Annotated in this window: 25 protein-coding genes; 13 read left to right on the forward strand and 12 right to left on the reverse strand. The window is 75.2% G+C overall.

Going from position 1 to position 26837, the window contains the following annotated elements:
• The first annotated feature begins 39 nt into the window (after positions 1–39).
• The 3 genes from GA0070606_RS33750 (at position 40) to GA0070606_RS21370 (ending at position 2707) form a co-directional block, all read left to right on the forward strand.
• Entirely contained in the window at positions 40–333 is a 294-nt protein-coding gene (locus GA0070606_RS33750; RefSeq protein WP_091103386.1) for a DUF6412 domain-containing protein, read from the forward strand.
• A gap of 93 nt (positions 334–426) precedes the next feature.
• Positions 427–1176 (forward strand): YidC/Oxa1 family membrane protein insertase, encoded by a 750-nt coding sequence (locus GA0070606_RS21365; RefSeq protein ID WP_091103389.1) that lies wholly within the window; start codon positions 427–429, stop codon positions 1174–1176.
• A 127-nt stretch (positions 1177–1303) separates the two neighbouring features.
• Positions 1304–2707: a chitinase gene (locus tag GA0070606_RS21370; RefSeq protein ID WP_091103392.1), complete on the forward strand. Its 1404-nt coding sequence runs from the start codon at positions 1304–1306 to the stop codon at positions 2705–2707.
• A 200-nt stretch (positions 2708–2907) separates the two neighbouring features.
• Here GA0070606_RS21370 and GA0070606_RS21375 read toward each other — a convergent pair whose 3' ends face one another.
• From GA0070606_RS21375 to GA0070606_RS21390, 4 genes are all read right to left on the reverse strand, one after another.
• Entirely contained in the window at positions 2908–3579 is a 672-nt protein-coding gene (locus GA0070606_RS21375; protein WP_091103395.1) for a DedA family protein, read from the reverse strand.
• A gap of 146 nt (positions 3580–3725) precedes the next feature.
• Complete coding sequence (locus GA0070606_RS21380; RefSeq protein WP_091103398.1) at positions 3726–4328, reverse strand: DUF1349 domain-containing protein; 603 nt, start codon at positions 4326–4328, stop codon at positions 3726–3728.
• Positions 4321–5694: an MFS transporter gene (locus tag GA0070606_RS21385; protein WP_091107982.1), complete on the reverse strand. Its 1374-nt coding sequence runs from the start codon at positions 5692–5694 to the stop codon at positions 4321–4323. Before GA0070606_RS21385 ends, GA0070606_RS21380 begins: the two co-directional genes overlap by 8 nt.
• Before the next feature lie 31 nt (positions 5695–5725).
• Positions 5726–6511: an SDR family NAD(P)-dependent oxidoreductase gene (locus GA0070606_RS21390; RefSeq protein WP_091103400.1), complete on the reverse strand. Its 786-nt coding sequence runs from the start codon at positions 6509–6511 to the stop codon at positions 5726–5728.
• Between the two features lie 55 nt (positions 6512–6566).
• Here GA0070606_RS21390 and GA0070606_RS21395 point away from each other — a divergent pair, with 55 nt between their 5' ends.
• Positions 6567–7556 carry an ArsR/SmtB family transcription factor gene (locus tag GA0070606_RS21395; RefSeq protein WP_091103403.1) on the forward strand — a complete coding sequence of 330 codons (990 nt, stop codon included), beginning with the start codon at positions 6567–6569 and terminating at the stop codon, positions 7554–7556.
• Positions 7557–7705: 149 nt separating this feature from the next.
• Positions 7706–9358, forward strand: a complete 1653-nt coding sequence (locus GA0070606_RS21400; RefSeq protein ID WP_091103406.1) for an alpha-amylase family protein — start codon at positions 7706–7708, stop codon at positions 9356–9358.
• Between the two features lie 87 nt (positions 9359–9445).
• Here GA0070606_RS21400 and GA0070606_RS21405 read toward each other — a convergent pair whose 3' ends face one another.
• Positions 9446–11023, reverse strand: coding sequence for a DUF4139 domain-containing protein (locus tag GA0070606_RS21405; RefSeq protein WP_425413106.1), 1578 nt, complete (start codon positions 11021–11023; stop codon positions 9446–9448).
• Positions 11024–11165: 142 nt separating this feature from the next.
• Here GA0070606_RS21405 and fabG point away from each other — a divergent pair, with 142 nt between their 5' ends.
• Positions 11166–11924, forward strand: coding sequence for a 3-oxoacyl-ACP reductase FabG (gene fabG, locus GA0070606_RS21410; protein WP_091103409.1), 759 nt, complete (start codon positions 11166–11168; stop codon positions 11922–11924).
• 204 nt (positions 11925–12128) lie between these two features.
• Here fabG and GA0070606_RS21415 read toward each other — a convergent pair whose 3' ends face one another.
• Both GA0070606_RS21415 and GA0070606_RS21420 read right to left on the reverse strand, forming a co-directional pair.
• The gene (locus GA0070606_RS21415; protein ID WP_091103411.1) at positions 12129–12548 is read right to left on the reverse strand and encodes a hypothetical protein; all 420 of its coding nucleotides are present in this window, start codon (positions 12546–12548) and stop codon (positions 12129–12131) included.
• The gene (locus GA0070606_RS21420) at positions 12541–12936 is read right to left on the reverse strand and encodes a hypothetical protein (RefSeq protein ID WP_176737383.1); all 396 of its coding nucleotides are present in this window, start codon (positions 12934–12936) and stop codon (positions 12541–12543) included. The genes GA0070606_RS21415 and GA0070606_RS21420 overlap by 8 nt, the downstream gene beginning before the upstream one ends.
• 211 nt (positions 12937–13147) lie before the next feature.
• On the opposite strand from GA0070606_RS21420, the gene GA0070606_RS21425 reads away from it, so the two are divergent.
• The 4 genes from GA0070606_RS21425 to erm all read left to right on the forward strand — a co-directional run bounded on the left by GA0070606_RS21425 (position 13148) and on the right by erm (position 18255).
• Complete coding sequence (locus GA0070606_RS21425) at positions 13148–14557, forward strand: glycosyltransferase family 2 protein (RefSeq protein ID WP_091103416.1); 1410 nt, start codon at positions 13148–13150, stop codon at positions 14555–14557.
• 90 nt (positions 14558–14647) lie between these two features.
• Positions 14648–15871 carry a glycosyltransferase gene (locus GA0070606_RS21430; RefSeq protein WP_091103418.1) on the forward strand — a complete coding sequence of 408 codons (1224 nt, stop codon included), beginning with the start codon at positions 14648–14650 and terminating at the stop codon, positions 15869–15871.
• A 116-nt stretch (positions 15872–15987) separates the two neighbouring features.
• Positions 15988–16893 carry a Gfo/Idh/MocA family protein gene (locus tag GA0070606_RS21435; protein ID WP_176737560.1) on the forward strand — a complete coding sequence of 302 codons (906 nt, stop codon included), beginning with the start codon at positions 15988–15990 and terminating at the stop codon, positions 16891–16893.
• 564 nt (positions 16894–17457) lie between these two features.
• Entirely contained in the window at positions 17458–18255 is a 798-nt protein-coding gene (gene erm / locus GA0070606_RS21440; RefSeq protein ID WP_091103421.1) for an ErmE/ErmH/ErmO/ErmR family 23S rRNA (adenine(2058)-N(6))-methyltransferase, read from the forward strand.
• A gap of 29 nt (positions 18256–18284) precedes the next feature.
• Here the strand turns inward: erm and GA0070606_RS21445 are convergent, their stop codons facing one another.
• The gene (locus GA0070606_RS21445; protein WP_091103424.1) at positions 18285–18476 is read right to left on the reverse strand and encodes a DUF2795 domain-containing protein; all 192 of its coding nucleotides are present in this window, start codon (positions 18474–18476) and stop codon (positions 18285–18287) included.
• A gap of 197 nt (positions 18477–18673) precedes the next feature.
• On the opposite strand from GA0070606_RS21445, the gene GA0070606_RS21450 reads away from it, so the two are divergent.
• Positions 18674–19930 carry an erythromycin esterase family protein gene (locus GA0070606_RS21450; protein WP_091103427.1) on the forward strand — a complete coding sequence of 419 codons (1257 nt, stop codon included), beginning with the start codon at positions 18674–18676 and terminating at the stop codon, positions 19928–19930.
• Here GA0070606_RS21450 and GA0070606_RS21455 read toward each other — a convergent pair.
• The gene (locus GA0070606_RS21455; RefSeq protein WP_342672171.1) at positions 19912–20838 is read right to left on the reverse strand and encodes a TetR/AcrR family transcriptional regulator; all 927 of its coding nucleotides are present in this window, start codon (positions 20836–20838) and stop codon (positions 19912–19914) included. The genes GA0070606_RS21450 and GA0070606_RS21455 overlap by 19 nt on opposite strands.
• A gap of 95 nt (positions 20839–20933) precedes the next feature.
• On the opposite strand from GA0070606_RS21455, the gene GA0070606_RS21460 reads away from it, so the two are divergent.
• Complete coding sequence (locus GA0070606_RS21460; RefSeq protein WP_091103430.1) at positions 20934–21575, forward strand: CatB-related O-acetyltransferase; 642 nt, start codon at positions 20934–20936, stop codon at positions 21573–21575.
• 85 nt (positions 21576–21660) lie between these two features.
• Here the strand turns inward: GA0070606_RS21460 and GA0070606_RS21465 are convergent, their stop codons facing one another.
• The 3 genes from GA0070606_RS21465 to GA0070606_RS21475 all read right to left on the reverse strand — a co-directional run bounded on the left by GA0070606_RS21465 (position 21661) and on the right by GA0070606_RS21475 (position 25014).
• Entirely contained in the window at positions 21661–23880 is a 2220-nt protein-coding gene (locus tag GA0070606_RS21465; RefSeq protein ID WP_091103433.1) for an MMPL family transporter, read from the reverse strand.
• A gap of 39 nt (positions 23881–23919) precedes the next feature.
• Entirely contained in the window at positions 23920–24465 is a 546-nt protein-coding gene (locus GA0070606_RS21470; RefSeq protein WP_091103435.1) for a TetR/AcrR family transcriptional regulator, read from the reverse strand.
• 117 nt (positions 24466–24582) lie between these two features.
• Positions 24583–25014 carry a winged helix-turn-helix transcriptional regulator gene (locus GA0070606_RS21475; RefSeq protein ID WP_091103438.1) on the reverse strand — a complete coding sequence of 144 codons (432 nt, stop codon included), beginning with the start codon at positions 25012–25014 and terminating at the stop codon, positions 24583–24585.
• A 78-nt stretch (positions 25015–25092) separates the two neighbouring features.
• Here GA0070606_RS21475 and GA0070606_RS21480 point away from each other — a divergent pair, with 78 nt between their 5' ends.
• The gene (locus GA0070606_RS21480; RefSeq protein WP_091103440.1) at positions 25093–26670 is read left to right on the forward strand and encodes an MFS transporter; all 1578 of its coding nucleotides are present in this window, start codon (positions 25093–25095) and stop codon (positions 26668–26670) included.
• The last annotated feature ends 167 nt before the right edge of the window (positions 26671–26837 follow it).

Genomic DNA, 26837 nt, shown 5'->3' on the forward strand with positions numbered 1-26837 from the left:
GGGCGGCCGGGCGTGACAGGGGGTTCTAGGCTGATCGGCGTGCCGGGTGCGTGGGGGGTCGTGGTGGGGACGTGGGCGTACGCGCTCACCCACCTGGTCCTGCTCGCCGACCGCCCGGCCGGGCTGCTCGCCGGGGCCGCGCTGACCGCCGTCGTGCTCCTCGCCGCCGTGCTCGCGCTGCACGCGGCGGGCGACGCCGGCGCCCCCCGGGCCGCCCGCGCCGCCGCGCTGCGGGCCCGGGCCCGCCGTCGCCGGGTGCCCCGGCAGGTCGATCCGGACGCCGCCGGCCGCCCCCGTCCCCGGGCGCCCGGGGCGCACCCCTCGGCCGCGTAGCGCCCGCCGCGCGGCCGATTCCGCCGTCACCCGAGGCCCGGCGACGTCTTCCGTCCCGTCGGGCCCCACCCGGAATCGGACCGAGGGGTCACCATGTTCGCCTTCGCACCACTGCACGACGCCGTCGGCGCCGCCGGCAGCGCGCTCTCCTGGCTCACCAACCTGCTCGAACCGCTGGCCGGCGGCGCGGCAACGGCCGCCGCCATCGTCGTCCTCACCGTCGTCGTCCGGCTGCTGATCTCGCCGCTGACCGTCGCGCAGGTCCGGGGGGAGCGGCGCCGCGCGGCGCTCGCCCCCGAGGTCCGCGACCTCCAGCGGCGGTACGCGGACGACCCCGCCCGGTTGCAGGGCGAGCTGTTCGCGCTCTACCGGGCGAACGGCGCCAACCCGGTTGCCGGCTGCCTGCCGCTGCTGCTCCAGGCGCCGGTCCTGCTGGTGATGTACCGGCTCTTCGCCACCGCCGAGGGTGGCACCGGGCTGCTCGACGAGCGGCTGGCCGGGGTGCCGTTGGGGCACCACCTCGGCGACGGGCTGGCCGGCGCCGTGCTGCCGCTGTTCGGCGTACTGCTGGCGGTCCTGCTCGCGCTGGCGTGGTGGACCTCCCGGCGGATGCGGCGGGCGGCGGTCGAGACCGGCGCGGTGGCCGGTGCGCCGGCGCAGGGGCCGGGCGCCGCCGTGCTCGGCCGGCTGCTGCCGCTGCTGCCGTACGCGACGGTGCTGGTGGCGCTGGTGCTGCCGCTGGCCGCCGTGATCTATCTGGTCACCACGACCGCCTGGTCGGCGCTGGAGCAGGCGGTGCTGCGCCGTCCACGGCCGGCCCGGGCGGGCGTCGATCGGCGCTGACGAACGCCGGGCGGACGGCGCGGCGGGCCCGCGCCGTCCGCCGCCTGCTGGACAGAAACAGTTAACAGTCCTAATAATAAGCGTCAATGTCGATGGCGATAGATGCCGTCCGGGCGTGGAGGGTGCTGTGAAACGGTCCAGATCTCTGGTGTTGTCGCTGGTCACCGCTTTGGTGGCGGCCGTCGGCGCGGTGTGGGTGGCGATGCCGGCGTTCGCCGCCGGGGCGACCGCGAGCTTCGTCAAGACGTCCGACTGGGGCTCAGGCTGGGAGGGGAAGTACACGATCACCAACGGCGGCGGCAGCACGCTCACCGGCTGGACCGTCACCTTCGACCTGCCCCCGGGCACCACCGTCGGCTCGTACTGGGACGCGCTGCTGACCTCGTCCGGCCAGCGGCACACCTTCACGAACCGGTCCTGGAACGGCAGCGTCGCCCCCGGCGCCTCCGTCTCGTTCGGATTCCTGGGCAGCGGGCCGGGCGCCCCGGCCGACTGCCGGCTCAACGGCGCGCCGTGCGGCGGCGGCACCGGCCCGACGACCGCCCCGCCCACCACCGCCCCACCCACCACCGCGCCCCCGACGACGGCGCCGCCCACCACGCCGCCCCCGACCAGCCCGCCGCCGGACACCGGGCTGCCGGAGCACATCCTCACCGGCTACTGGCACAACTTCGACAACCCGGCCGTCGAGCTGAGGCTGCGCGACGTGCCGGCCGAGTACGACGTGGTCGCTGTCGCGTTCGCGGAGGCCACCGCCACCCCCGGCGCCGTGAGCTTCGCCGTCGACCCGGGGCTGTCCGCCGCCCTCGGCGGCTACCCGGACGCGGAGTTCGCCGCCGACGTGCGTGCCCTGCAGTCCCGGGGCAAGAAGGTGATCATCTCGGTCGGCGGCGAGACGGGCCGGGTGGCGGTCAACGACGCCGCCTCCGCCGCGGCGTTCAGCGACAGCGTCCACGCGCTGATCCAGCGGTACGGCTTCGACGGGGTCGACATCGACCTGGAGAACGGGCTGAACCCGACCTACATGGCGCAGGCGCTGCGCTCGCTGCGGGCCAGGGTGGGCGCCGGGCTGATCATCGCGATGGCCCCGCAGACCATCGACATGCAGTCCCCGGGGAGCAGCTACTTCAAGCTCGCGCTCGACATCAAGGACATCCTCACCGTCGTCAACACCCAGTTCTACAACTCGGGTGCGATGCTCGGCTGCGACCGCAACGCCGCGTACGCCCAGGGGACGGTGAACTTCATCGTCGCGCTGGCCTGCATCCAGTTGGAGGCCGGGCTGCGACCCGACCAGGTCGGTCTCGGCCTGCCCGCCGGGCCGGGCGCGGCCGGCGGCGGCGTCGTCGCGCCGAGCGTGGTGAACGCGGCGCTGGACTGCCTGACCCGCGGCACCAACTGCGGCAGCTTCCGCCCTCCGCGCACCTACCCGGGCCTCCGGGGCGCGATGACCTGGTCGGTCAACTGGGACGTCACCAACGGCAACAACTTCGCCCGCGCGGTGGCTCCCCACCTCGACACCCTCCCCTGACCCCTCGCCCCTCCCCCTGATGCCGCCCCGATGCCGGCCCCACGCCCCGCCGTTCGTCGAGATCCTGATGAGAAGTGCCCCTCCAGGGGCCGTTTCCCGCCAAGATTTCGGCGACGGCGACGGCGACGGCGACGGCGACGGCGACGGCCACCGCGACGGCGAGCGGCCCCCGCGACGGGCTGGTGCGGGTGGAGTGGGGGTCAGCGGGTGGCTGCGTCGGCGTGCTCGCGGCGGCGGGCGGCGCGACGGCGGCTCTTCTTGACCGCCCACCAGGCGATCATCACGACGAAGACGGCGATGATGCCGTAGTCGAACCAGTTGCTGTACCGCTCGATCTGCTGCCAGCGCGAGCCGAGGGCGTAGCCCAGGCCGACGAAGAGGGCGTTCCAGATGCCGCTGCCCAGCGTCGTGAAGGCGACGAACTCGGGCAGCGGCATGCGGTTGGCGCCGGCGGGTACGGAGACCAGGCTGCGCACCACCGGGATCATCCGGCCGAAGAGCACCGCCCACCGGCCGTGCCGCTCGAACCAGCGGTCCGCCTTCTCCAGGTCGTCCCGGTCGACCAGCGGCAGCCGGTCGAGCCAGCGCTTGAGCCGGTCCTCGCCGGCGACCGCGCCCAGCCAGTAGAGGACGAGCGCCCCGGCCAGCGAGCCGGCGGTGGCGGCGAGCACCACCAGCACCACGTTGAACCGGCCCTCGCCGGCCAGGTAGCCCGCCATCGCCAGGACGATCTCGCTCGGGATCGGCGGGATGATGCTCTCCAGGGCGACCAGCAGCGCCACGCCGAGCGCGCCGGCGGCTTCGATCACCCCCGCCACCCAGCCGGTCAGCCCGCCGAGCCGGGTCGGGTCGACGTTCTCGGCGAGTGCCATCGCGATCCTTTCGCCGCTGTCGGGGGATCAGACTTCTCTACCCCGCGACCCGCCGGTCACACCTGCGCCGTGAGCGGAGCCACCCGCTCAGCCCCTCGGCCCGCGACCCGCCGGTCACACCTGCGGCGTGAGCGGAGCCACCCGGCTCAGCCCTCCGGGTGCAGCGCCGCGTCGGCCGGCCCCCGTCGCCAACCGGTGAACCGGATCCGCAGCCCGGCGCGGGTGGGGGAGCAGCAGTACGGCCCGGCCGTCGCCACCGCCTCCGGCGGCAGCGGGGCGAGCCGGACCAGCCGCCACGGCTCGCCGCCGGCCCGGGCCCGGACGGTGAGCGCGTCCCGGTCGCGGCTGACCCGGACGGTCACCTCCCGCCCGGTCCACTCCGGCACCGGGGCGACCGACCAGTCGGACACCTCCCGGGTCACCACGGCCCCGACCTGCGGCTGCCCGTCGCTGACCTCCACCCCGGCCTTGACCCAGTTCCGCTCGTCCACCCGGACCAGCACGCCGGCCTGGTCGAACTGCTCGCCGTAGTCGAGGCGGAAGGCCACCTCGACCGCCTCGCCGACGGGGAAGGGCGCGAGCAGCGCCGGGGCGTCGTCGTGCACGAAGCCGTACGAGGTGTGCCGCCACAGGTCGCTGCCCTCGGCCGGCTGCACCAGCAGCTCGCCCGACGGCCCGCGCTCGACCCGTGCCGGCTCGGCGCGCCACGTGCCCTCTGCCCAGTCGACCGTTCGCAGCTCGTCACCCATGCCGGTGACGGTACCGCCGGCGGTCCTCCGGCCGACGTTCCCCGACCGGCCCCGGTCGCGTGGCCGGCGGCGCGGCGGCGGCTGCCGACAGCGGGCCGACCGCGACGGCTGCCGTCGGGAGAGGGCTGGGCAGGGCGGTGGCCGTCAGGCGGGAGCCGGGCGCGGCGGCGGCCGCCGGCCGTCGGGGGCGCGGTCGTGGGTGGCCGCCGGAGGGGGCCGTCGTCAGGTGGTGGGCCAGCGCCGCCGCGGCCAGGAGCGTCAGCAGGCCGCACACGCCCAGCCACCCCAAGCGGGCGTACGCGGGGGCGCCGACCCACGAGCCCAGGCTGCCGCCGAGGTAGGCGCAGGTCATGTACGCGGTGTTGAGCCGGCTGCGGGCGTCCGGCCGCAGGGCGTAGATCCGCACCTGGTTGGCGACCATGCCGGACTGCATGCCGACGTCGAGCAGCAACGTGCCCAGCACCAGGGCCGCCAGGCCCCCGACTCCGCCGAGCCCGCCGAAGGCGAGGACGACGGCCGAGGCGATGACGCCGAGCAGGCAGATCCGGTTGACCGCGTCGGACCCCCGGCGGTCCACCTGGCGTCCCGCCACCGGGGTGCAGAGCATGGTCGCCGCGTTGACCAGGGCGAGCAGCCCGACCGCCGGGGCGCCGAGGCCGTACGCCGGGCCGGTCAGCAGCAGCGCGACGGTGGTCCAGACCGCCGAGAAGCCGGCGAAGACCGTCGCCTGGTAGAAGCAGGAGCGGCGCAGGTCGCGCTCGGTGCGTAGCAGGCGCAGCGACTCGGCCAGCAGGGCCGGATACCGGTGCCCGGACGGCGGCCGGGTCGCCGGCAGTACGCGGGCCAGGGCCACCGCGATGAGCAGCACGGACACCGCCGCCGTCAGGTAGGGGGCCCGCCACCCCCACCACTCGCTGACGGTCCCCGCGACGGTGCGGGACAGCAGCATGCCGCCGATCGAGCCGCTCAACAGCGTGCCGCTGACCATGCCGCGCCGGTCGTCGGCGGTCAGGTTGGCCGCCATCGGGCCGATGACCGGCGCGACCACCGTCGTTACCCCGACGAGGGCGCTCGCGCCGACCAGCGGCGGCAGGGCGGGGGCGGCGCACGCGGCGAGCAGGGCCAGTCCGGTGATGCCGAGCAGGGTGAGGACCAGCGGCCGGTGCCGGATCCGGTCGCCGAGCGGCACCAGCAGGAAGATCCCGGCGGCGTAGCCGAGTTGCGCCGCGGTCACCACCAGGGCGGCCGAGGCGGGGCTGACGCCCAGGCCGGCGGCGACCAGCGGGCTGATCGTCTGCGGGAAGTAGACGTTTCCGACGGCGACCCCGCAGGCGAGGGTGAGCAGCACCAGCAGCCGGCGGTTCATCTGGGGGCCCGCGGCCCGAGCGACGACCACGTCAGTCCACCGGCCCGCCGGCCACGTAGATGACCTGGCCGGAGACGAACCCGGCCTCGGGGCTCACGAGGTACGACGCGGTGTGCCCGATGTCCTCGGGCTGGCCGACCCGGCGCACCGGGATCGTCTCGGCCACGATCCGCTGGTGCTCCTCGAAGCTGCGGTTGCGGCGCTGCGCCGCGATCCGCGTCATGTCGCTGACCACGAAACCCGGGCCGATGGCGTTGGCGGTCACGCCGTGCCGGCCGAGCCGCAGGGCGAGCGACTTGGTGAAGCCGATCAGACCGGCCTTGGCGGCGGCGTAGTCGACCCGGCCGGAGTCGCCGAGCGCGGAGATGCTCGACATGTTGACGATCCGACCCCAGCCGGCCTCGATCATGTAGGGGACCACGGCCCTGGTGAAGAAGAACGCGCCGCGCAGGCTGACGCCCGTGACCGCGTCCCACTGCTCGGTGCTCGTCTCCTCGACGCCGGCGTTGGGGCCGCCGATGCCGGCGTTGTTGACCAGCACCGTCGGCGGTCCCAGTTCGGCGGCGATCCGGGCGACGGCGGCGCCCACGGCCGCCTCGTCGTTCACGTCCGCGGCGAAGGCCGCCGCCGTGCCGCCGGCGAGGGTGATGGCCCCCACGGTGCCGGCGCAGACGGTCTCGTCGAGGTCGACCACCGCGACCCGGAGACCGTCGCGCGCCAGCCGGGTGGCGACGCCCGCGCCGATGCCGCGCGCCGCTCCGGTCACGATCGCGGTGCGCTGCCGGGGGGCCTGGTCGGTCATGTCCACAGGTGTCATGCCGACAGTCCACGGCAGCGCCCCGCGGCGGCCAACCGATGTAGCGTATGGCTTAATGATCAGCTTTGAGCTCGGCGTCGAGGACCTCGCCGACACCCGCTTCGCGATCTCACCGATCCACGAGGCCGCGCTCAGCCTCCGGGTGCTGCGCGAGCCCGGCCTGTACGCGCTGCACCTGCCCTGGCGCAGGTCGGTCCTGGGGCGGCTGGACGCGTCCGACGTCGACCTGCTGACCTCCCTCGTCGGGCCGGACCGCGCGATCCCCGACTTCCTCACCCGCCGGCCGACCGAGTTCGCCGCCACCTTCGACAAGGAACTGGCCGCCGTACGCCGGACGCCCGCGGACATCGTCCGCCGCGACCTGTGCGCCGCGTACCCGCGCGGCCGGCTGCCGGCCGTCCTGCGCGACGCGACCGCGCCGGACGCCGCCCCCGTCCTGGCCCTCCGCGACACCATCTGCGACCGCCTCCAGCGCTACTGGGACGTCGCGATCAGGCCGAGCTGGCCGCAGATGCGACTCGTGCTGGAAGCCGACATGACCTACCGGGCCCGGCAACTGGCCCTGGGCGGCGCGCGGCTGCTCTTCGCCGACATGCACCCGAACTTGCGCTGGCACGACGGGGTCCTGCACATCGACAGGATGATCGGCCGGCACCGGGTGGTCGCGGGCGGTCGGGGGCTGCTGCTGGTGCCGTCCGTCTTCTCCCACAAGCCCGCCCCGCCGGTCAGCCCGGACGAGGCGCCCCTGCTGGCGTACCCCTGCCGGGGCGTGGCGACACTGTGGGAGGCGCCGCCGGCCGCCGACGCGACCGCGCTCGCGTCGCTGCTCGGCGCGCCCAGGGCGCGTCTGCTCCACCTCCTCGCCGAGCCGCTGCCGACCGTGGAGATCGCCCGCCGGCTCACGGTGACGCCCAGCGCCGTCTCCCAGCACCTGCGGGTCCTGCACGCGGCAGGTCTGCTCAGCCGCGCCCGCGACGGCCGGCACGTCCTCTACCGACGCAGCCCGCTCGGCGACCGACTGATTGGCCAGGCGATCGACACGTGAGCGGCACCGGTCGGCGGGCCCGCCGACCGGTGCCGCTCCAGCAGCAGCCGGTTTCGGGACCCGCCCCGGGCACCGCCGCGCGCCCCCGTCGGCCCGGGAGAGCACCGGCGGTGTTTGCCGGGGGCCGGAACCGGAGACATTAGGCCGGCATGGCTGACAGGTGGTATTCGGAGGCGGTCGTCTACTGCCTCGACATCGACACGTACGCGGACTCCGACGGCGACGGCGTCGGCGACATCCGGGGCCTGATCGGCCGACTAGACTACCTCGCCCGGCTGGGCGTGACCTGCCTCTGGCTGCACCCCATCCACCCGTCGCCCAACCGCGACGACGGCTACGACGCCACCGACTTCTACAACGTCGACCCCCGCTTCGGCACCCTCGGCGACTTCGCCGAACTGCTGCACCAGGCGCAGAACCGGGGCATCCGGGTGATCATCGACCTGGTCGTGAACCACACCTCGGACGAGCACCCGTGGTTCCAGTCCGCCCGCTCGTCGCCGGACTCGCCCTACCGCGACTGGTACGTCTGGTCCGACCACGAGCCGGACGACCGGCACCAGGGCATGGTCTTCCCCGGCGAGCAGCACGAGACGTGGAGCTACGACCGGACCGCCAAGGCCTGGTACTACCACCGGTTCTACAAGTTCCAGCCGGACCTCAACTTCGCGAACCCGAAGGTGCGCGAGGAGATCAAGAAGATCGTGTCGTTCTGGCTCCAGCTCGGCGTCTCCGGCTTCCGGATGGACGCGGTGCCGTTCATCATCGAGCTGACCGAGCCGGGCAACCCGAACTCCCCGAAGGACTTCGAGTTCCTCACCGAGCTGCGCCAGCACGTGCAGTGGCGCCGGGGCGACGCCGTCCTGCTCGCCGAGGCCAACGTCGAGCCCGACCAGCTGCCGACCTTCTTCGCCGACGCCGGCGGCTCGGGCAACCGGCTGCACATGCTCTTCGACTTCATGCTCAACGGGCGGCTGATGCTGGCCCTGGCCCGGCAGGACCCGGAGCCGATCATCGAGGCGCTGCGGGACACCCCGGCGCTGCCCGAGGGCGGGCAGTGGGCCACCTTCCTGCGCAACCACGACGAGATCGACCTGTCCCGGCTCACCGCCGAGCAGCGCAACCAGGTGTACGCGGAGTTCGGCCCCGACGAGAACATGCGCATCTACGACCGGGGCATCCGCCGCCGGCTCGCCCCGATGCTCGGCAACGACCGCCGTCGCATCGAGCTGGCGTACGCGCTGCAGTTCTCGCTGCGCGGCACGCCGGTGCTGCGCTACGGCGAGGAGATCGGCATGGGGGAGGACCTGTCCCTGCCGGGCCGGGAGGCGATCCGCACCCCGATGCAGTGGTCGTACCAGCCGAACGCCGGGTTCTCCACGGCCGACCCGGAGAAGCTGGTCCGCCCGGTGATCGACAAGGGTGACTTCAGCTACGAGAAGGTCAACGTGACCGCCCAGCGCAGCGACCCGAAGTCGCTGCTCGCCTGGTTCGAGCGGATGATCCGTACGCTCCGCGAGGCCCCCGAGGTGGGCTCCGGCTCGACCACGCACATCGACGTGCCGATGCCGCCCGGCGTGCTGGCGCACCGGGCCGACGGGCCGACCGGCACGATGGTCTTCCTGCACAACCTCGGCACCGACGACGCCGAGGTGGACCTCGGCATGCTGGAGCCGGAGGCCGACCTGCCCATCGACGTGCTCGCCGACCGCAACTACGGCGACGTGGGCAAGCTGGACCGCCTCAAGGTGGCCGGCTACGGCTACCGGTGGATCCGTCTCTGCCGGGGCCGCGGCCTCTGACCCGCCCGCCCCGCCGTGGGCCGCCCGCTCCGCCGCCGCGGGCCGCCCGCCCCGTCGCAGGCCGCCCCGCGTCGGCGGGGCGGCCGGTCACTCCCGCCAGCCGGCCAGTTCCACCCCCTTGGCGAGCTCGACCCGGAAGCCCAGGGTGATCTCGCCGCTCTCGCCCGGCCCGAGTCGCAGCCGCCAGGTCAGCTCGCCCAGCTCCGTGCGTTCGGCCGGAGGCGGGACGAGGGCGGACTCCCGCACGACCACCGCCTCGTCGCGCGACACCGGAAGCTGGTCGCGCACCTCCACGGTGGCGGGCCGGGGCGTGTGGTTGGCCACGCTGATCCGGTACTCCACGTCCCGCCGCCGGGTCGAGCCGAGGGTGGCACGGGTGTCGGCGCGCCGGCTGAGCTCGCGCTCCACGCGGACCCGGTCGTCCACGCCGAGGGCCAGCTCGGTCTCCTCGCCGGGCGCCCACGTCGCCAGCCGGGCGGCCGCGACGAAGTCGGCGCCGTGGAAGACCGCCGCCGGGCCGGCGAGCAGCGTGTGCGACGAGGTGTTGCGTACGGTCGCCCGCAGGTGCGCCTCGGCCGCGCGGACCGGCGCGGTCACGTGGTCCAGCCGGGCCGGCAGCTCCAGCACGGCGATGGTGGCGCGGTGGGCGCTGCCGTCCGCCGGCACCGCGACCGGGCGGGCCGGCCGGTAGGTTGCGGCGGTGACGCCCTGCTCGACCGTGGCCGCGCTCTCGCGCACCCTCGGGCGCGGCGTGCCGGACCGGGCCACCGCGCCCGAGGGCGCCGCGCGGGGCGCCGCGGGCGCCGGCATCGCGCCGAAGCCCGCCGCCGCCACCGGCATCGGCGGCGGCACCGGCGGGACCCGGTCGAGATACCAGGGCGTCAGCTCGGGTACGCGGGTCGCCGTCGCCGGGCGGGCCGTGGAGAGTTCGAGCGCGCACTCCGGCCAGTCCTCGCCGGTGTCCTGGCTGACCAGGCCGAACCAGGTGACGGTCACGGTGTCGTCGACGAGCCGCACGTCGTAGGAGGACTGCCAGCGGGCCCCGTCGACCAGATAGGTCAGCTCCAGGTCAAGTTCGGCCTCGTCGGCGTCCACCGACACCGTCACCTCGGCGGCCAGCCGGTCCGGTTCCCGCTTGCCGCTCGCGGCCGCCAACTCCCGCTCGACGACCGCCCGCTCCTCGGTCAGGTCGGTGCGCCGCCGGGCCAGCTCGCGCCGGCGGCGCTGGGAGTCGGCGAGCTGACCCGCCACCGAGTCGGCGAAGGCGGCCACGTCGGTCGGGGCGGCGTCGCCGGAGGCCAGCGCGCGGGCGTACGTGCCGCCGGCCCGGTCGGCCAGTCGGGCGAGGAACTGCCCCCGCTGCGTCTCGACCTCGTCGGCGTCGTCGACCTCGGCCAACTCCTCGGCCAACTCCCGGCTGCGCTGCTCCAGGGCGTGGACCTGCCCGTCGGCGCTGCGGGCCCGCCGCCAGGTCGTGACGTCCACGCCGAGCACGGTGGCCGCGCCCCGGCCGCCGACCCGCAGCGAGTCCCGCCGCACGCCCAGCGGCAACGGTGCGACCCGTACCCGGTGCTCGCCGGCGGTCAGCCGGGTGCTGCCCCGGCGGGTGACCCGGGCCCGGTCCGGATAGACGGTGACGCCGACGACGGGTGCTTCGATCTCCACTGCCTCCACGGCGGCGAGAGTAGCCGGACGACGCTCGCGACCCGACCGGCCGCGACGGCGACCGGCGTCCCGCGTCGGGCCGACCCGGCGTACGCCTGGGTTAAGCTCCTGGCCATCGAGCGCAGGTTACCGGGAGGTAGGCATGTCGGAGGAGCAGCGGGTCGCCATCGTCACGGGCGCGGCGCGGGGGATCGGGGCGGCCACCGCCCGGCGGCTGGCGGCCGACGGTCTCGCCGTCGCGGTGGTCGACATCGACGAGTCGGCGACCAAGGAGACGGTGGACGCCATCGCCGCCGCCGGTGGCCGGGCGCTCGGCGTCGGTGCGGACGTCTCCGACCGGGCCCAGGTCGAGGCGGCCGTCGAGCGGGTCGCCGCCGGGCTGGGCACGCCGACCGTGCTGGTCAACAACGCCGGCGTGCTCCGCGACAACCTGCTGTTCAAGATGACCGACGCCGACTGGGACACGGTCATGGGCGTGCACATGCGCGGAGCGTTCCTGTTCAGCCAGGCCGCCCAGAAGCACATGGTCGAGCAGAAGTGGGGCCGGATCGTCAACCTCTCCAGCACCTCCGCGCTCGGCAACCGGGGCCAGGCGAACTACTCCGCCGCGAAGGCGGGCCTCCAGGGCTTCACCAAGACGCTCGCCATCGAGCTGGGCCCGTTCGGGGTGACCGTCAACGCGGTCGCGCCCGGCTTCATCGTCACCGACATGACCGCCGCCACCGCCGCCCGGATGAAGGTCGACTTCGACGACCTCCAGAAGCACGCCGCGGCGGAGATCCCGGTGCGTCGCCCCGGCCGGCCGGAGGACGTCGCGCACACCATCTCGTTCCTGGTCAGCGAGGGCGCCTCGTTCGTCTCCGGCCAGGTCATCTACGTCGCCGGCGGACCGAAGGACTGAACCCGGCCCCGTCCATCCCTGCCGGCGTGCCGGTCCGAGTGGCGGTCGGCTGCGGCGGCTCCTGCTCGCTCGGCGTCGCTCGTGACGGCCGGCTACGGCGGCTCCTGCTCGTTGGTCGGCGTGGCTCGTGGCGCCCGGCGAGGCCGGCGAACCCGGCCCGGTCGGGCGCCACGACGGCGTGACCGTCGCGCCGGTCGGTGCGGGTCAGTCGCGGGCGGCGCGGGTGCGCCAGAGCCAGAGCAGGCCGAGCGCCGGCAGGACCAGCGGGATGTAGCCGTAGCCGCTGCCGAACCCCGACCAGACCGTCTCGTCGGGGAAGAGTTCCGGGTCGGCCAGGCTGAGGACTCCGACGCCGAGCACCCCGACCAGCTCCACCGCGCAGCACGCCAGGGCGACGCGCCGACCGGTGGCACCCGCGCGGGCCAGCCCCACCGCCGCGACGATGTAGATCGCCGCGGCGAGCGCCGAGAGCAGGTACGCCACCGGGGCCTCGTCGAACTTCGTGGCGATCTGGAGCCCGGCGCGGCTGGTGGCGGCGATCGCGAAGAGCAGGTAGACCGCGATCAGCAGTCGTCCCGGGCCGGCGTTGGTCCGCTTCCGCTCCGGGGCCCGCACCTCAACCACCGAGCACCTCCCACGTCTGCTGCAGCCGCACGACGACCACGGGCGTGACCAGGCAGACCGCGCAGACGATGGCCGAGCCCCAGCGGGTCGGCTCCATCCGGGCCAGCACCCAGGCCAGCGGTGGCAGGCAGACCAGCGTCGCCAGGTAGCCGAAGAAGGCGCCGGGCTCGCCGGGGCGTTCGCCGCCGCCGAGGGCGACCCCCGCCAGCACCGCGAGCACCAGCAGCGCCGCCTCAAGCAGGGCCAGACCGGCGTACTGCACCCGGTCCGGGGCGCGGTGGCGCAGCGTCGCCACCAGCGCCCAGGCCGCGACGAGGAGCGAGAGCACGATCGAGGCGGTCGCGAGCAGCCCGTCCACCGGCGAGCCGGCCGAGGCTGCGCTGGTCATCGGGGCCATCCGGGGCTCGGTTCGGTCACCGGCACAGCCTACTGACCCGCGTGGTACACCCCGCGACCCGCCGCCCCCGTGCCTGCGCCGCGACCCGCCACCCACCCCTATCGACCCCTATTTATGTGTAAGCGCGTCGTTGCGCAGCGTTATCCTCTGGTGATCGTCGCCCGACCTCCGATGGCACGTTCGTCCGACGGAGAGGATCGCCATGTCGCTGCCCACCAACCGCCCGGCGCTGAGTGTGGTGATGCCGAGCTACCAGGATCCGCAGTGCCTCGCGCTGACCCTCCAGGCGCTGACCCGGCAGACGCTGCCGCCCGAACGCTTCGAGGTGATCGTGGTCCGGGACGGCGGCTCGTCCGACGGGTACGCGGAGGCGCTCGCCGAGGGGGCCGGTCTCCGCCTGCGCGTGGTGGAACTCGCCGGACGGAAGGGCCGCTCCGCCGCCCGGAACGCGGGGGCGCGGTGTGCCTCCGCACCCCTGCTGGTCTTCCTCGACGCCGACTCGTGGGCGGTTCCCGACCTGCTGGAGCGGCACCTGGCGTGGCACGGCACGCCCGGCAACGCGGCGGTGCTGATCGGCCGGCGCGACGAGATCGGCCTCGCCGACCTGCCCGCCGTGCTGGCCGGCGAGGCGGACGGGATCGCGCGCGTCTTCCCGCACGGCGGCGACCTGCGGTTCGGGACGGGGCTTCCCGCCGACGACAACGACTGGCTCCGGGTCGGCTGGGTGGTCGCCTACACGCACAACGTCTCGCTGCCCAGCGAGGTCTTCGCCCGGGTCGGCGGCTACCGCGAGGCGTTCGGCCTGAGCTACGGCGTGGAGGACGTCGAGTTGTTCTACCGCGTGGACCGGAGCCTGCCGGACGGCGTGAACTTCGGGTACGACGACGAGGCCCGGGTCGTCCACCTGCCGCACCACAAGAACATCACCCGCAACTGGATGGAGATGAAGGCCAACTTCCAGCAGGCGGCCAGGACGTACCCCTGCCTCGAGTGGGAGTTCCTCACCGCGGTCATGGGATACGAGGCGATCCGGCGGATCCTGCACTACCGGGCGCTCATCGAGGAGTGCGTACAGCGGTCCGCCTGCGCCATCGGGCCCGCCGCCGCGCGCCTCGCCGGCCGGATGCGGGGGCCGCGGGTGCTCTGGATCGGCACCGGCCGTGCCGAGGCGGGACTGCCCGCCGCGGCGCTCACCTACGACTACGCCGCGCCCACCGGGCCGACCAACCTCCACCTGCTCGGCGTCGCCCCGCCCATGCCGCCCGGCAGCCTGGACGCCGTGGTCAGCGTCGACTTCTGGCGGTACCTGCTGTGGCCGGAGCTCTGCCAGTTCATCTCCGCCTCGCTGGCGCTGGCCGGCGAGGTCCACCTGGTCGCCACCGCCGACGCGACGCCGGGGATGTGCGCCGCCGACCCGGCGACGCTGGACTATCTGCGCCAGGCACAGGCGGCCGAGTACGCGGCCGAACTGCGCGCGGTCGAGGGGCTCGGCCACGTGCTGACCCTGCGGTCGCGCCAACCCGTGGCCGGTGCCGCGCGCCGGGTGCCCGCCCAGGCCGCCGCCCGGCGACCCGCGGCGCTGGCGTCCGGGGGCTCCCCGACGCCGGGATAGCGGATCGACGGCGCAGCGGGGCCCGCCGACGGTGTCGGGCCGTCGCGGCCACGCCCGGATTCCGCCGCCAGAGACGGAAAGGCGATCATCATGCGTGTACTGCTGTCGACCCTCGGGTCGCGCGGCGACGTCCAACCACTGGTGGCGCTGGCGTCGCGGCTGAAGGCCCTCGGCCTGCAGGTCCGCCTCTGCGCCCCGCCGGACTTCGCCCGCTGGGTGGCCACCTTCAGGATTCCCTTCGTGCCCGTCGGCCCGCCCTGGCGCAGGTCGGCGGCGCCCACGGCGCGGGCTGCCGCCCTCCGCCCCTCGCCGGCACGGTTACGGCAGCTCGCCGAGTCCTCCGTCGCCGTCCAGTTCGAGGTGCTGTCGGGGGCGGCAGGGGACTGCGACGTCCTCGTCGCGTCGACGGGCCTCCAGATCGCCGCCCGCACCGTGGCGGAGAGGCGGGGCATACCGTACGTCTACACCGCGCTCTGCCCGGCGGCCCTTCCCTCGCCGCACCATCCGCCGCCGCCGCTGCCCCTCCTCGGGGAGGCGCCCGCGCCCGCGTCGGCCGACAACGGCGAACTGTGGGCCGCCAACCTGCGGCACGTCAACGACACCTTCGCCGCGCCGCTCAACGCGCTGCGGACGGCGGTGGGCCTGGTCCCGGTCGACGACGTCAGCGACCACATCCACAGCGACCAGCCGTGGCTGGCCGCCGACCCGACGCTGGCGCCCTGGCCGGAGGCCGCCGACCCGACCGTCTACCAACCGGGCGCCTGGCTCCTGCCGGACGAGCGGGCCCTGCCCGCCGAGCTGACGGCCTTCCTGGAGGCCGGCGGGCCGTGCGTCTACGTCGGATTCGGCAGCGTCGCCGCGCCACCGGGTCTGCTGGAGACGGCGCTTCGGGCGGTGCGCGCGGTCGGCTGCCGACTGGTCGTCTCCCGGGGGTGGGCACCCCTGGCGCCGGTCGACCGGGCGCCCGACTGCGTCGTCGTCGGCGAGGTGAACCAGCAGGCGCTGTTCGGAAAGGTGGCCGCGGTGGTCCACCACGGCGGCTCGGGCACCACGACCACGGCCGCGCTGGCCGGGACTCCACAGGTCGTCATACCGCAGGTCTACGACCAGCACTACTTCGCGCGACGCGTCTGCGCGCTCGGCATCGGGAGCGCGCACCCGGGGTCGGTACCCACCGTCGAGTCGCTGACCGCGGTCCTCGGCGCGGTGCTGCGGCCCGAGGTGGCCGCCCGCGCCCGCGCGTTCGCCGCCGTCATCCGCACGGACGGAGCGCAGGCCGCCGCGCAGCGGTTGACCACCGCTCTCGGGGCCTGAACACCCGGTTGCCGGCGGCTCACCGTCGGTCGCGCCGGCCGGGGCACTGTGGCGGGGCGGGCACCTCGACGAGCCCTCACGGGTACCGTGGTGTGACGACGACGGTGGAGGTTCTCGTGGTGCGGTTCGGGTTGTTCGGCACCGGGCACTGGGCGGCGCAGACGCATGGCGCGGCGCTGCACGCGCACCCGGGGGCCGCCCTCGCGGGGGTGTGGGGCCGCGACCCGCGCAAGGCCGCCAGCCTGGCCGACCACTACGGAGTGCCCGCGTTCACCGACGTCGACGCGCTGCTCGACGCCTGCGACGCCGTCGCGGTGGCCCTTCCGCCGGACGTCCAGGCCGACATCGCGGTCCGCGCCGCCACCGCCGGTCGGCACCTGCTGCTGGACAAGCCGCTCGCGTTGAGCGTCGCCGACGCCGACCGGGTGGTCGACGCCGCGCAGGCGACCGGCGTCGCCTCGGTGGTCTTCTTCACCGGGCGCTACCAGCCGGACATCGCCGGCTTCCTGGCCTCGACCGCCGCCGTCGGCGGGTGGCACACCGCCAAGGCGGTCCGGTTCGGCTCGATTTTTCAGCCCGGCAGCCCGTACGGCGCCTCGCCGTGGCGGCGCACGCACGGCGCGCTCTGGGACATCGGCCCGCACGCGCTGTCGCTCGTCCTGCCGGTGCTCGGCCGGGTCACCCGGGTCGCCGCGATGGACGGCCCGCGCGGGCTCGTCCACCTGCTGCTCACCCACGACGGGGGCGCGACGAGCACCGTCTCGCTGACCCTGGACGCCCCGCCGGAGGCGGTGAGCCGGGAGTTCGTCTTCTACGGCGACAACGGCGTCGAGACCGTCCCGCCCGGCGAGGGCGACTCGGTCACCGCGCTGGGGGTGGCGATCGACCAGTTGCTGGAGGAGATCGCGTCGGGCACCCGGGACCACCGCTGCGACGTGCGCTTCGGCCGCGAGGTCGTCGCGGTGCTCGCCGCCGCCGAGACCGCCCGCGCCGAGGGCCGTACCGTCGACGTGGCGGCCTGACCGGGACGAGCCGCCGCCGGGCGACGGCAGCGGGCCGTCCGCGCTCGGCGGCAGGGGCGGGCCGGGCAGCGGCGGAGGGCCGGTCGGCAGGGGCGGGCCGGGCGGAAATCGGTCGCCGGGTGGGTCCCGGCGGGGCTAGGCTCGCCGGCATGTCCGCGCACGCTCTGATCGACGGGGTCGGCACGCCGGCCGCCTTCGGGCCGCTGTTGACGGCCCGCCCGCGAGTCCGGCGTCCGGCCCTGGCCGGCGCGACCCGCGACTGACTCCGCACACCGCACGCACGGCACCCCGCCCGGACACCTCCGGGTGCCGGCCGCCGTCCCACCGTCGCCCCGGGTGACACCCCGGAGGTGAGCGCCGCCGTCGGCGCCGCCCCGGCCACCGGCTCGGCGACGGGTGCCGTCCCGGCCTCCCCGCCGGCGACGGCGTGCCGCCGTGCGCCGTCGATCCGACGTTCCGCGCCACGCACAGGGCCGTCCGAGTCCGCCGTTTCCTCGGACAGGCCCCCGCTCCCGGCTGCCTGTCCGCTCCGTCGCCGCCCGGCGACAGACAGGACGATGACCCGTGGCGCCCCGCCGTACCCGTGCGACCGAACGCGACCGCTCCCGGCGCTTGCTCTCCCAGAACTTCCTCGTCGACCCGGCCGCGATCGCCCGGCTGGTCCACGCCGCCCGCCCCGCACCCGACCGGCTCCTGCTGGAGGTGGGGGCGGGCCGGGGCCAGCTCACCCGGCCGCTCGCCGACCGCTGCCCACACCTCGTGGCGTACGAGGTGGATCCCGCCGCCGGCGCGGAACTGGCCCGGGTCTGCGCCGCCCGGCCGAACGTGACCCACCGACAGGCCGACTTCCTGACCGCGACGCCGCCGGCCGAGGCGTTCGACGTGGTCGGCAACATCCCCTGGTCGCTCACCTCGGCGGTGGTGCGGTGGTGCCTGGCCGCGCCGGGGCTGCGGGCGGCGACCCTGCTCACCCAGTTGGAGTACGCCCGCCGGCGCAGCGGCGACTACGGACGGTGGACCCGGCTCACCGTGCTGACCTGGCCGGAGTTCGGCTGGCGGCTCGCCGGCAGGGTGCCCCGCACCGCGTTCCGCCCGGTGCCGAGGGTGGACGCCGGAATCCTGCGCGTCGAGCGGCGGCCGGAGCCGCTGCTGCCCGCGTCGGCGCTGCCGGCGTACCGTCGGATGGTGGAGATCGGCTTCGACGGGGTCGGCGGCTCGCTCGCGGCCTCGCTGGGTCGGCGCCATCCCCGGGCGCGGCTGTCGGCGGCGCTGCGGGCGACGCGGCTCGACCCGGCCACGCCGGTCGGGCACGTCTGGCCGGAGCAGTGGCTGGTGCTGTTCCGGCTGCTGCACGCCCGCTAGGGTGCCGCCGACCGGGCGGGCCCGCCCCGTCAGGCCAGCGTGTTCAGGGCGTCGCCGAGCTCGGCGGGGGATTCGAACTCCTCCGCCGGCAGCGACCGGAGCGTCTGGAGCGTCTCCGTGCTGACGCCGTTCTCCTGGCCCCAGCGGATCAGGTCCTCCCGGGAGACCGGGTAGTCGAGCCCGGCCAGGTACTCCTGCAACTGCGCGCCGGTGACGGTCATGCCGTCGGGCTACCCGCTCAGCCCGCCGGCACACCGCCCGGCCCCGCCCCCGGTTCGGCCCCCGCGCGGTGTCCGTCCGGCGGCCGGCACCCGCACCGACACCCTGCGGCGTCCCCCGCCTGGTGTCCCGCCTTCCCGCGCGGCCGTCCCGTGCCCGGCGGCGGTTTGCCCGGCGACCCGCCGGGTAGCCGCCCGGCATGCTGGTTCAGCGGCTCGGCGCGCCGAGCGACTTCGACCCGTTGCTGGAGCGCGTCCGGGACGCCCGGATCGTCATGATCGGCGAGGCCACGCACGGCAGCTACGACTACTACCGGCTGCGCGAGCAGCTCACCCGCCGGCTGATCGCCGAGTGCGGCTTCTCCTTCGTCGCCGTGGAGGGTGACTGGCCGGACTGCGACCGGGTGCACCGGTCGGTGACCGGGGCCCCGGGCGGGGCGGTCGAGCCGCGCGCCGCACTGGAGCGCTTCGAGCGCTGGCCGACGTGGATGTGGGCCAACGCCGAGGTGGCCCGGTTCTGCAGTTGGCTGCGGGCGTGGAACGTCGAGCGACCGGCGGGGGCCCGGGCGGGCTTCCACGGCCTGGACGTCTACAGCCTGTGGGAGTCCATGCAGGCGATCTTCGACTACCTCGGCGAGGAGGACCCGGCGTCGCTGGAGGCGGCGCAGGACGCGTACCGCTGTTTCGAGCCGTACGGCAAGCGCGTCGAGGAGTACGGCACGGCCAGCCGGTTCGTCTCCGCGCGGTGCGAGGAGGAGGTCGTGCGGCTGCTGGCGCGTACCCGCGAACAGGCCGCCGCGGACGGCCCGGACAGCTTCTCGGCCTGGCAGAACGCGGAGGTGGTGGCCGGCGCGGAGCGCTACTACCGGGCCATGGTGCGCGGCGGTCCGGAGTCGTGGAACGTCCGGGACACCCACATGGCGGACACGCTGGACCGGCTCCTCGAACGGTACGGGCCCGACTCGCGCGGGATCGTCTGGGCGCACAACACGCACGTCGGGGACGCCCGGGCCACCGACATGGCCGCCGACGGGATGGTCAACATCGGTCAGCTCGCCCGCGAGCGGCACGGGGCCGACGAGGTGGTCCTGGTCGGCTTCGGCAGCTACCGGGGCACGGTGATCGCCGCCCCTCGCTGGGGCTCGCCGGCCGAGGCGATGGTGGTGCCGCCGGCCCGGCCCGGCTCGGTGGAGCACCGGTTGCACGAGCTGATGCCGGAACGGGCGGTGCTCGTCTTCGGCGGCGCCGACCAGCCCGGCTGGGTCACCGGCACCGCCGACCACCGGGCCATCGGGGTGGTCTACGACCCGTCCTTCGAGTCGTGGGGCAACTACGTGCCGACCCGGCTGGGGGAGCGCTACGACGCCTTCGTCTGGTGCGACGAGACCACCGCCCTGCACCCGCTGCCCGCCCTGACCAGCCCGGGCGAGATGGAGACCTACCCGGCGGGCGTCTGATCCCTCGCTGCGCCCGGAGCCGGTGCGTCCGGTCCCGGCCCGTTCGAAGTCGGTGCGCCCGGTGCCGGGGTGTCCGGTGCCGGTGCGCCCGGAGTCGGCTCGTGCGGTGCCGGCTCGTGCGGTGCCGGTGCGCCCGGGGGCGGCGTGTCCGGGGGCGGCGTGGTGCGCAGGACGCCGGCACGGGCCGCGGTCAGCGCGGCGTCGGCGGCCCGCTCGGCGACCGCCGCGTCGATCGGCTCGCCGCTGACGAAGAGCCGGTAGTAGAGCGGGGCGACGGCCACCCGGACCACCTCGGCGGGGTCGGTGTCGGCGGGCACCTCGCCCCGGCGCACCGCCCGGCTCACCAGAGGCGCGGCCTGCTCGTGCCGGGCGGCGAAGAAGGCGTGCAGCGCGCGGGCGGCGGCCGGGTTCTGCACCGCCGCCGAGACGAAGGCGGTGGCGACCGGCCCGCTCTCGGGGTCGGTGAACCCGACCAGCACCTCCCGGGTCAGCGCCCGCAGGTCGCCGGCGAGGTCCCCGGTGTCCGGGACGGGCCACGGCTCGCCGCCGGCCAGCTCCAGGGCGTCGGCGATCAGCCCCTCGACGCTGCCCCACCGCCGGTAGACGGTGGTCTTGTGCACGCCGGAGCGTTCGGCGACGGCCTCGACGGTCAGCCCCTGGTAGCCCCTCTCCGCCAGCTCCGCCAGGGTGGCCGCGCGGACGGCGGCGCGGACCCGTGCGGTGCGGCCCCCGGGCCGGGTGGCGCGGTCGGCAGGGGCGGCGGAGTCGGGAGACGCGGCGCGGTCGGGAGACGCGGCGCGGTCGGGAGGGGTTGTGCGGTCGGCAGGGGCGGCGCGGTTCGGAGACGCGGCGCGGTCCGGAGACGCGGCGCGGTCGGTAGGGGCGGCGCGGTCGGGAGACAAAGGCAACTCCAGTTGCGTTACGGCGGGGGTTCCGGCATGATGATCCTATCGCAACATCAGTTGCGTTTAACTGGTCGCGCCAGCGCGACGAGAGGAGCCGCATGACCACCGTCCCGGACCCGGCGACCCGTCACCCGCTGCCCGGCTTCGACCGGGTCGCCTTCCTCAAGCCCGTGGTCACCTCACCGACGATCGAGGTCGGGGAGTACACCTACTACGACGACCCGGCCGGGTCGGCCGACTTCGAGCACGCCAACGTGCTCTACGCGTACGGGCCGGAGCGACTGGTCATCGGGCGGTACTGCGCGATCGCCGCCGGCACCCGGTTCCTGATGGCGGGCGGGGCGCACCCCACGTCCGGGGTCTCGACCTATCCGTTCGCCATGTTCGAGGGCGCCTGGCGGGACGCCACGCTGGATCTCGCCACGGGCATGCCGAGCCGGGGCGACACGGTGGTCGGCAACGACGTCTGGTTCGGCTACGGCTGCCTCGTCATGCCCGGCGTGCGGATCGGTGACGGGGCGATCATCGCGGCCGGGTCCGTGGTCACCGCCGACGTGGAGCCGTACGCGGTGGTGGGCGGGAACCCGGCGCGGCTGATCCGGCGGCGCTTCGACGCGGCCGACGTGCGGCGGCTGCTCGACCTGGCGTGGTGGGACTGGCCGGCGGAGCAGGTGACCCGGCACGCCCGCACCATCATGGCGGGCTCCCCGGCTGACCTGGAGCGGGCGGTACGCGGCTGACCCGGCACGGTGCCCGGGTGCCCGCTCGGCACCCGGGCCCGATGGCCCGTCCGGCGTCCCGTCGACGCCGGACGGGCCGGCCGGCTCAGGCGCGCGGAGCCACCGGCGCCCTGTCGTCGAGGTGGGCGCGCAGGCCCTCGCCCTCGATGTCCACGTTGGGCAGGACCTTGTCCAGCCAGCGCGGCAGCCACCAGGCGCTCCGGCCGAGCAGCGACATCACCGCCGGCACGATGGTCATCCGCACCACGAACGCGTCGATGGCGACGCCGACCGCGAGCGCGAAGCCCATCGACTTGATCACCGGGTCGTCGAGGAACACGAAGCCGCCGAAGACGGAGATCATGATCAGCGCGGCGGCCGTGACCACGCGGGCCCCGTGGCCCATGCCGTTGACGGTCGCCTGCTGCGCGGTGTCGCCGTGCACGAAGTCCTCCCGCATCCGGGAGACGAGGAAGACCTCGTAGTCCATCGCCAGCCCGAACAGGATGCCGATCAGCAGGATCGGCAGGAAGCTGACCAGCGGGCCGGGCGTGTCCAGGCCGACCAGGTCGGCGAGGTGGCCCTGCTGGAACACCGCAACGGTGATGCCGAACGTGGCGGCGACCGTGAGCAGGAAACCCAGCGCGGCCTTGACCGGCACCAGCAGCGACCGGAAGACGAGCATCAGCAGCAGCACCGAGAGCCCGACCACCAGGAGCAGGTAGACCGGCAGGGCGTCGGAGAGCTTCTCGGAGACGTCGATGCCGACGGCGGTCGCGCCCGTCAGCAGCACGTCCACGTCGCGGAACTCGGTCACCGAGCCGCGTACGTCGTTGACCAGGGTCTCGGTGGCCTCGTCGGTCGGGCCGGTCTTCGGCACCACGCCGAGCAGCGCGGTGCGGCCGTCCGGGCTGAGCTGCGGCGGGGCCACCGCCAGGACGTTCTCGGTGCGCTGGATCAGCGCGGTGACCTGCGGAATCGCGGCCGAGGTGGCCTGCGGGGTGTCCCCGGCGACCACCACCGCGAGCCGGCCGGTGAAGCCCGGCCCGAAGCCCTCGGTGATCAGGTCGTTCGACGTCCGGGCGGGCGACCCGACGGCCGCGGTGCCCGCGTCGGGCAGCGCCAGCCGCATGTCCGGCGTGGGCAGCGCGAGCAGGCCCAGCCCGAGCAGCCCGACCAGGATCACCGGCACCCGGAGCCGGGTGACGGCGCGCGCCCAGCGGAACCCGAAGCCGGACCGGTCCTCGGCGGCCGCCACGGCGGGGGTGTCCGCCCGGTCCGCGTCGGCGCTGCCGTCCGCGGCCGGCACCGCCGAGCGCAGCTTGCGGGGGAGCACCCGGCGACCCGCGAAGCCGAGCAGGGCGGGCTGGAGGGTGATCGCGACCAGCACCGCGACGGTGACCGTGGCGGCGGCGGCCAGACCCATGATGGTCAGGAACGGGATGTTCACCACGGCCAGGCCGGCCAGCGCGATGACCACGGTGGCGCCGGCGAAGACCACTGCCGACCCGGCGGTGCCCACGGCGCGACCCACCGCCTCGTCCGGCGGCAGCCCTTCCAGCAGGTTCTGCCGGTAGCGGGAGGTGATGAACAGCGAGTAGTCGATGCCGACCGCGAGGCCGAGCATCAGGGCGAGGATCGGCGCGGTGCTGGTCAGGTCGACCACGCTGCTGAGCGCGAAGAGCCCCGCCATGCCGACGCCCACGCCGATCAGGGCGTTGAGCATGGTCATCCCGGCCGCCACCAGCGAGCCGAAGGTGACCACCAGGACGATGGCCGCGATCGCGACACCGATCGCCTCGGTCGAGCCGACCTCCGGCACCTCGCTGAGCACCTCGCCGCCGGGCGCGACCTGCCAGCCCTGGGCCTCGGCCCGCGCGCCGACCTGCTCGTACGCGTCGCGCTGGGCGTCGGTCACCTCGTCGGCGCCGGTGGCGAACTGGACCTGGACCAGCGCGTACCGACCGTCCGGGCTGACCGCGCCCACCTGGAACGGGTCGACGGCGCCGACGACGCCGGGCAGCGTAGCGGCCTCCTGGGCGATCTCCTTCACCACGGCCTGCCCCTGCGGGCTGCCGAGTGCGCCGTCGGCCGGCGCCTTGACCGCGATCGTGCCGGTCGCGCCGCTGGCCGCCGGGAACTGCTCGGCGAGCAGGTCCAGGGCGCGCTGCGACTCCGTGCCCGGCATGGTGAAGTTGTCGCCTATCGGGCCGCGCAGGGTCGCGGCCGCGAGGCCGAGACCGACGAGTACGACGAGCCAGATCGCCGCGACGAGTCGCCGCCGGCGCATCGAGCCCCGGCCGAGCCGGTAGAGCAGGGTGGCCATGAGTTCCTTGTCCTCGCCTAGTGGATGGTTGGGAACGAGTCAGTCGACGGGCTCCAGCGCCCGTCGTACGAGTGCCAGCAGCGCGGGGCGCAGCTCCTCGTCGGGTACGTCGACGAACTCGCCGCAGGTCTCGGAGATGCCGGCGAGCACCACCAGCGCCGCGATCCGCGCGGCGGGGCGCTCCGGGTGCCCGGCGAGCGCCTCGACCAGCCGCTCGGAGATCCGCTGGATGTGTGCGAAGGCGGGCTGCTGGAGCAGTTCCGGGAATTCGCCCCGGAGCAGGGCGATCTCGCGCCGGAAGCGGACCGCGAGGTCGACGAAGCCCTCGGCGGCGACCCGCTGGGCGGCCGCGCCGCGGTGTGCGGCGATCCGCTCGTCGAGCGCCCGGAGGGCGTCGATGGCGGGGGCCATCAGCTCGGTGAGGATGGCCTCCTTGTTGGCGAAGTGGTAGAGCACCGCCGCCTTGGAGCAGCCCACCTCGCGGGCGATGTCCTGGAGCGAGGTGCCCCGGTAGCCGGTCGTCCCGAAGCGCCGCGCCGCCGCCGTCAGGATCTCGTCGTGCGTCTCCGGTACCGCCCGCGCCATGCCGGTCCACCTCCCCGACCAGCATGCCTGACCGATCGGTCAGGTGCTGACCGATCGGTCAGATCGTGGCGTTCCCCACAGGCGCGCCCGCGCCCCGGCGCAAGCGGCCCGGCTGGGCTAGGCGGTGCCGCCGTGCGCCCGGTCGTACGCGGTCCGCGCCTCGGCGATCGCGTTGCGGTGCCTCTCGGCCCAGCTGGTCAGGGCGACCAGCGAGTCGTAGAGCTCCAGCGCGATCGGGGTGGCGGTGTACTCGACCTTCGGCGGCACGGTCGGGTAGACGGTCCGGCTCAGCAGGCCGTCCCGCTCCAGGTTGCGCAGGGTCAGGGTGAGCATCCGGCGGCTGATGCCCTCGACGTGCCGCTCCAGCTCGGTGAAGCGGACCGGCCCCTGGGAGGCGGCGACCAGGATGCCGATGCTCCACTTGCCGCCCACCCGGTCGAGCACCTCGCGGACCGTGCACGCCTTGGCCTGGCCGGGGGTGAAGGGCGCGTCGCCGGCCACGCACGCCTGCGTCGGCTCCACGGACACATCGTTGTTCCCCTGGGACATGAAAGTGCCTCCTTACGCTCCGCCTCATGGTCACAGAAGATGGCGTCGGTAACAAACCATGCACCTAGGAGGCGTGCGATGCCCTTCCGTACCGTCGAGTCCCGCTGGCCGGCGCTGCTCGTACTCTGCGCCGGCAGCCTGATGATCATCCTGGACGGCAGCATCGTCGCGGTGGCGCTGCCCGCCATCCAGCGGGACCTCGGTTTCACCGCGACCGGCCTGGCCTGGGTGGTCAACGCCTACCTGGTCGCCTTCGGTGGGCTGCTGCTGCTCGCCGGACGCCTCGGCGACCTGCTCGGCCGCCGGGCGGTCTTCCTGGCCGGCGTCGCGCTGTTCACCCTGGCCTCACTGCTCTGCGCGGTCGCGGCGGGTCCCGGGACACTGATCGTGGCCCGCTTCCTCCAGGGCGTCGGCGGGGCGCTCACCATGGCAGTCAGCCTCGGCATGATCGTCCGGCTCTTTCCGGAGCCGGCCGAGCGGGCCCGCGCGATCGCCGTCTTCAGCTTCACCGGCGCGGCCGGGTCGTCGATCGGCATGCTGGCCGGGGGCCTGCTCACCGACCTCGCCGGCTGGCCCGCCATCTTCGCGGTCAACCTGCCGATCGGGCTGGTGATCCTGCTCGCCGCCGTACGCCTGCTCGCCGCCGACCGCGGGGTCGGGCTGCGCGCCGGCCTCGACCTGCTCGGCGGGACGCTGGTCACCGGGGGCCTGATGCTGGCCGTGCTGGCGATCGTCGGCACCGAGGAACACGGCTGGGCGTCGGCGCGGACGCTCGGCGTGGCCGGCCTCGCGGCGGCCCTGCTCGCGGCGTTCGCGCTGCGGCAGCGGTCGGCCTCGATCCCGCTGCTGCCGCCGCGGTTGCTGCGTACCCCCGACCTGGTCGCCGCCAACGTCGTGCAGTTCCTCATGGTCGCCGCGTTCTTCGGCTTCCAGTTCCTGCTCGCCCTCGAACTCCAGCTGGTGCTGGATCTCGACCCGACGGCCACCGGGCTGGCCTTCCTGCCCACGCCCGTGACGATCGCGGTGATCTCGCTCGGGCTCGCCGGGCGGCTGATCGCCCGCCACGGCGCGCGGTCGGTGCTGGTGACCGGGCTCGCGCTGGCCGTGGTCGCGTTCCTGCTGCTCGCCCGGCTCCCGGTCGACGGCGGCTACCTGCCCGACGTGCTCCCGTCGATGCTCCTCTTCGGCCTCGCGGGCGGGCTCACCCTGCCGGCGGTCACCACCCTGGCCATGGCCGGCGCCGACCCGGCCGACGCCGGGCTGGCCTCCGGGCTGGTCAACACCACCCAGCAGGTCGGCGGCGCGCTCGGGCTGGCCGTGCTCGCCACCCTGGCCGCCGGCCGCGCCGACGGTCTGCGGGACGCCGGCTGGCGGGAGGCCGACGCGCTCGCCGCCGGCTACCGGACCGCGTTCACCGTGGCCGCCGGCCTCGTCGCGGCGGCGCTGGTGGTCGCCCTGGTCGCCCTGCGCCGCCGACCGGCGCCGGTCCCCCCGACCGCCGAGCCGCCCGCCGACCAGGCCACGGTCCCCCCGACCGTGGCGCCGACCCCGGAGCGCCCCACCGCCGAGCGGCCCACGGACGCACCGACCGCCGAGCCGCCCGCCGGCCCTCCCGGGCACGCGCCGGCCGCCGGGCACCTGGCGGAAGCGCGCTGACCCGCCCCGCCCGCCGCCCGCCCCGCCCCGCCCTCGCCGCCCGCCCCGCCCGCCGCCCGCGCCGCCCCGCCCGCTCCGCGCCGCCCCGCCCGCTCCGCGCCGCCCGGCCCCGCCCGCTCTGCGCCGCCCCGTGCTGCCCGCCGCCCGCCCCGCCGCCCGCGATCTTG

Origin of the sequence: Micromonospora citrea (assembly GCF_900090315.1) — a bacterium.
GTDB classification, from domain to species: domain Bacteria; phylum Actinomycetota; class Actinomycetes; order Mycobacteriales; family Micromonosporaceae; genus Micromonospora; species Micromonospora citrea.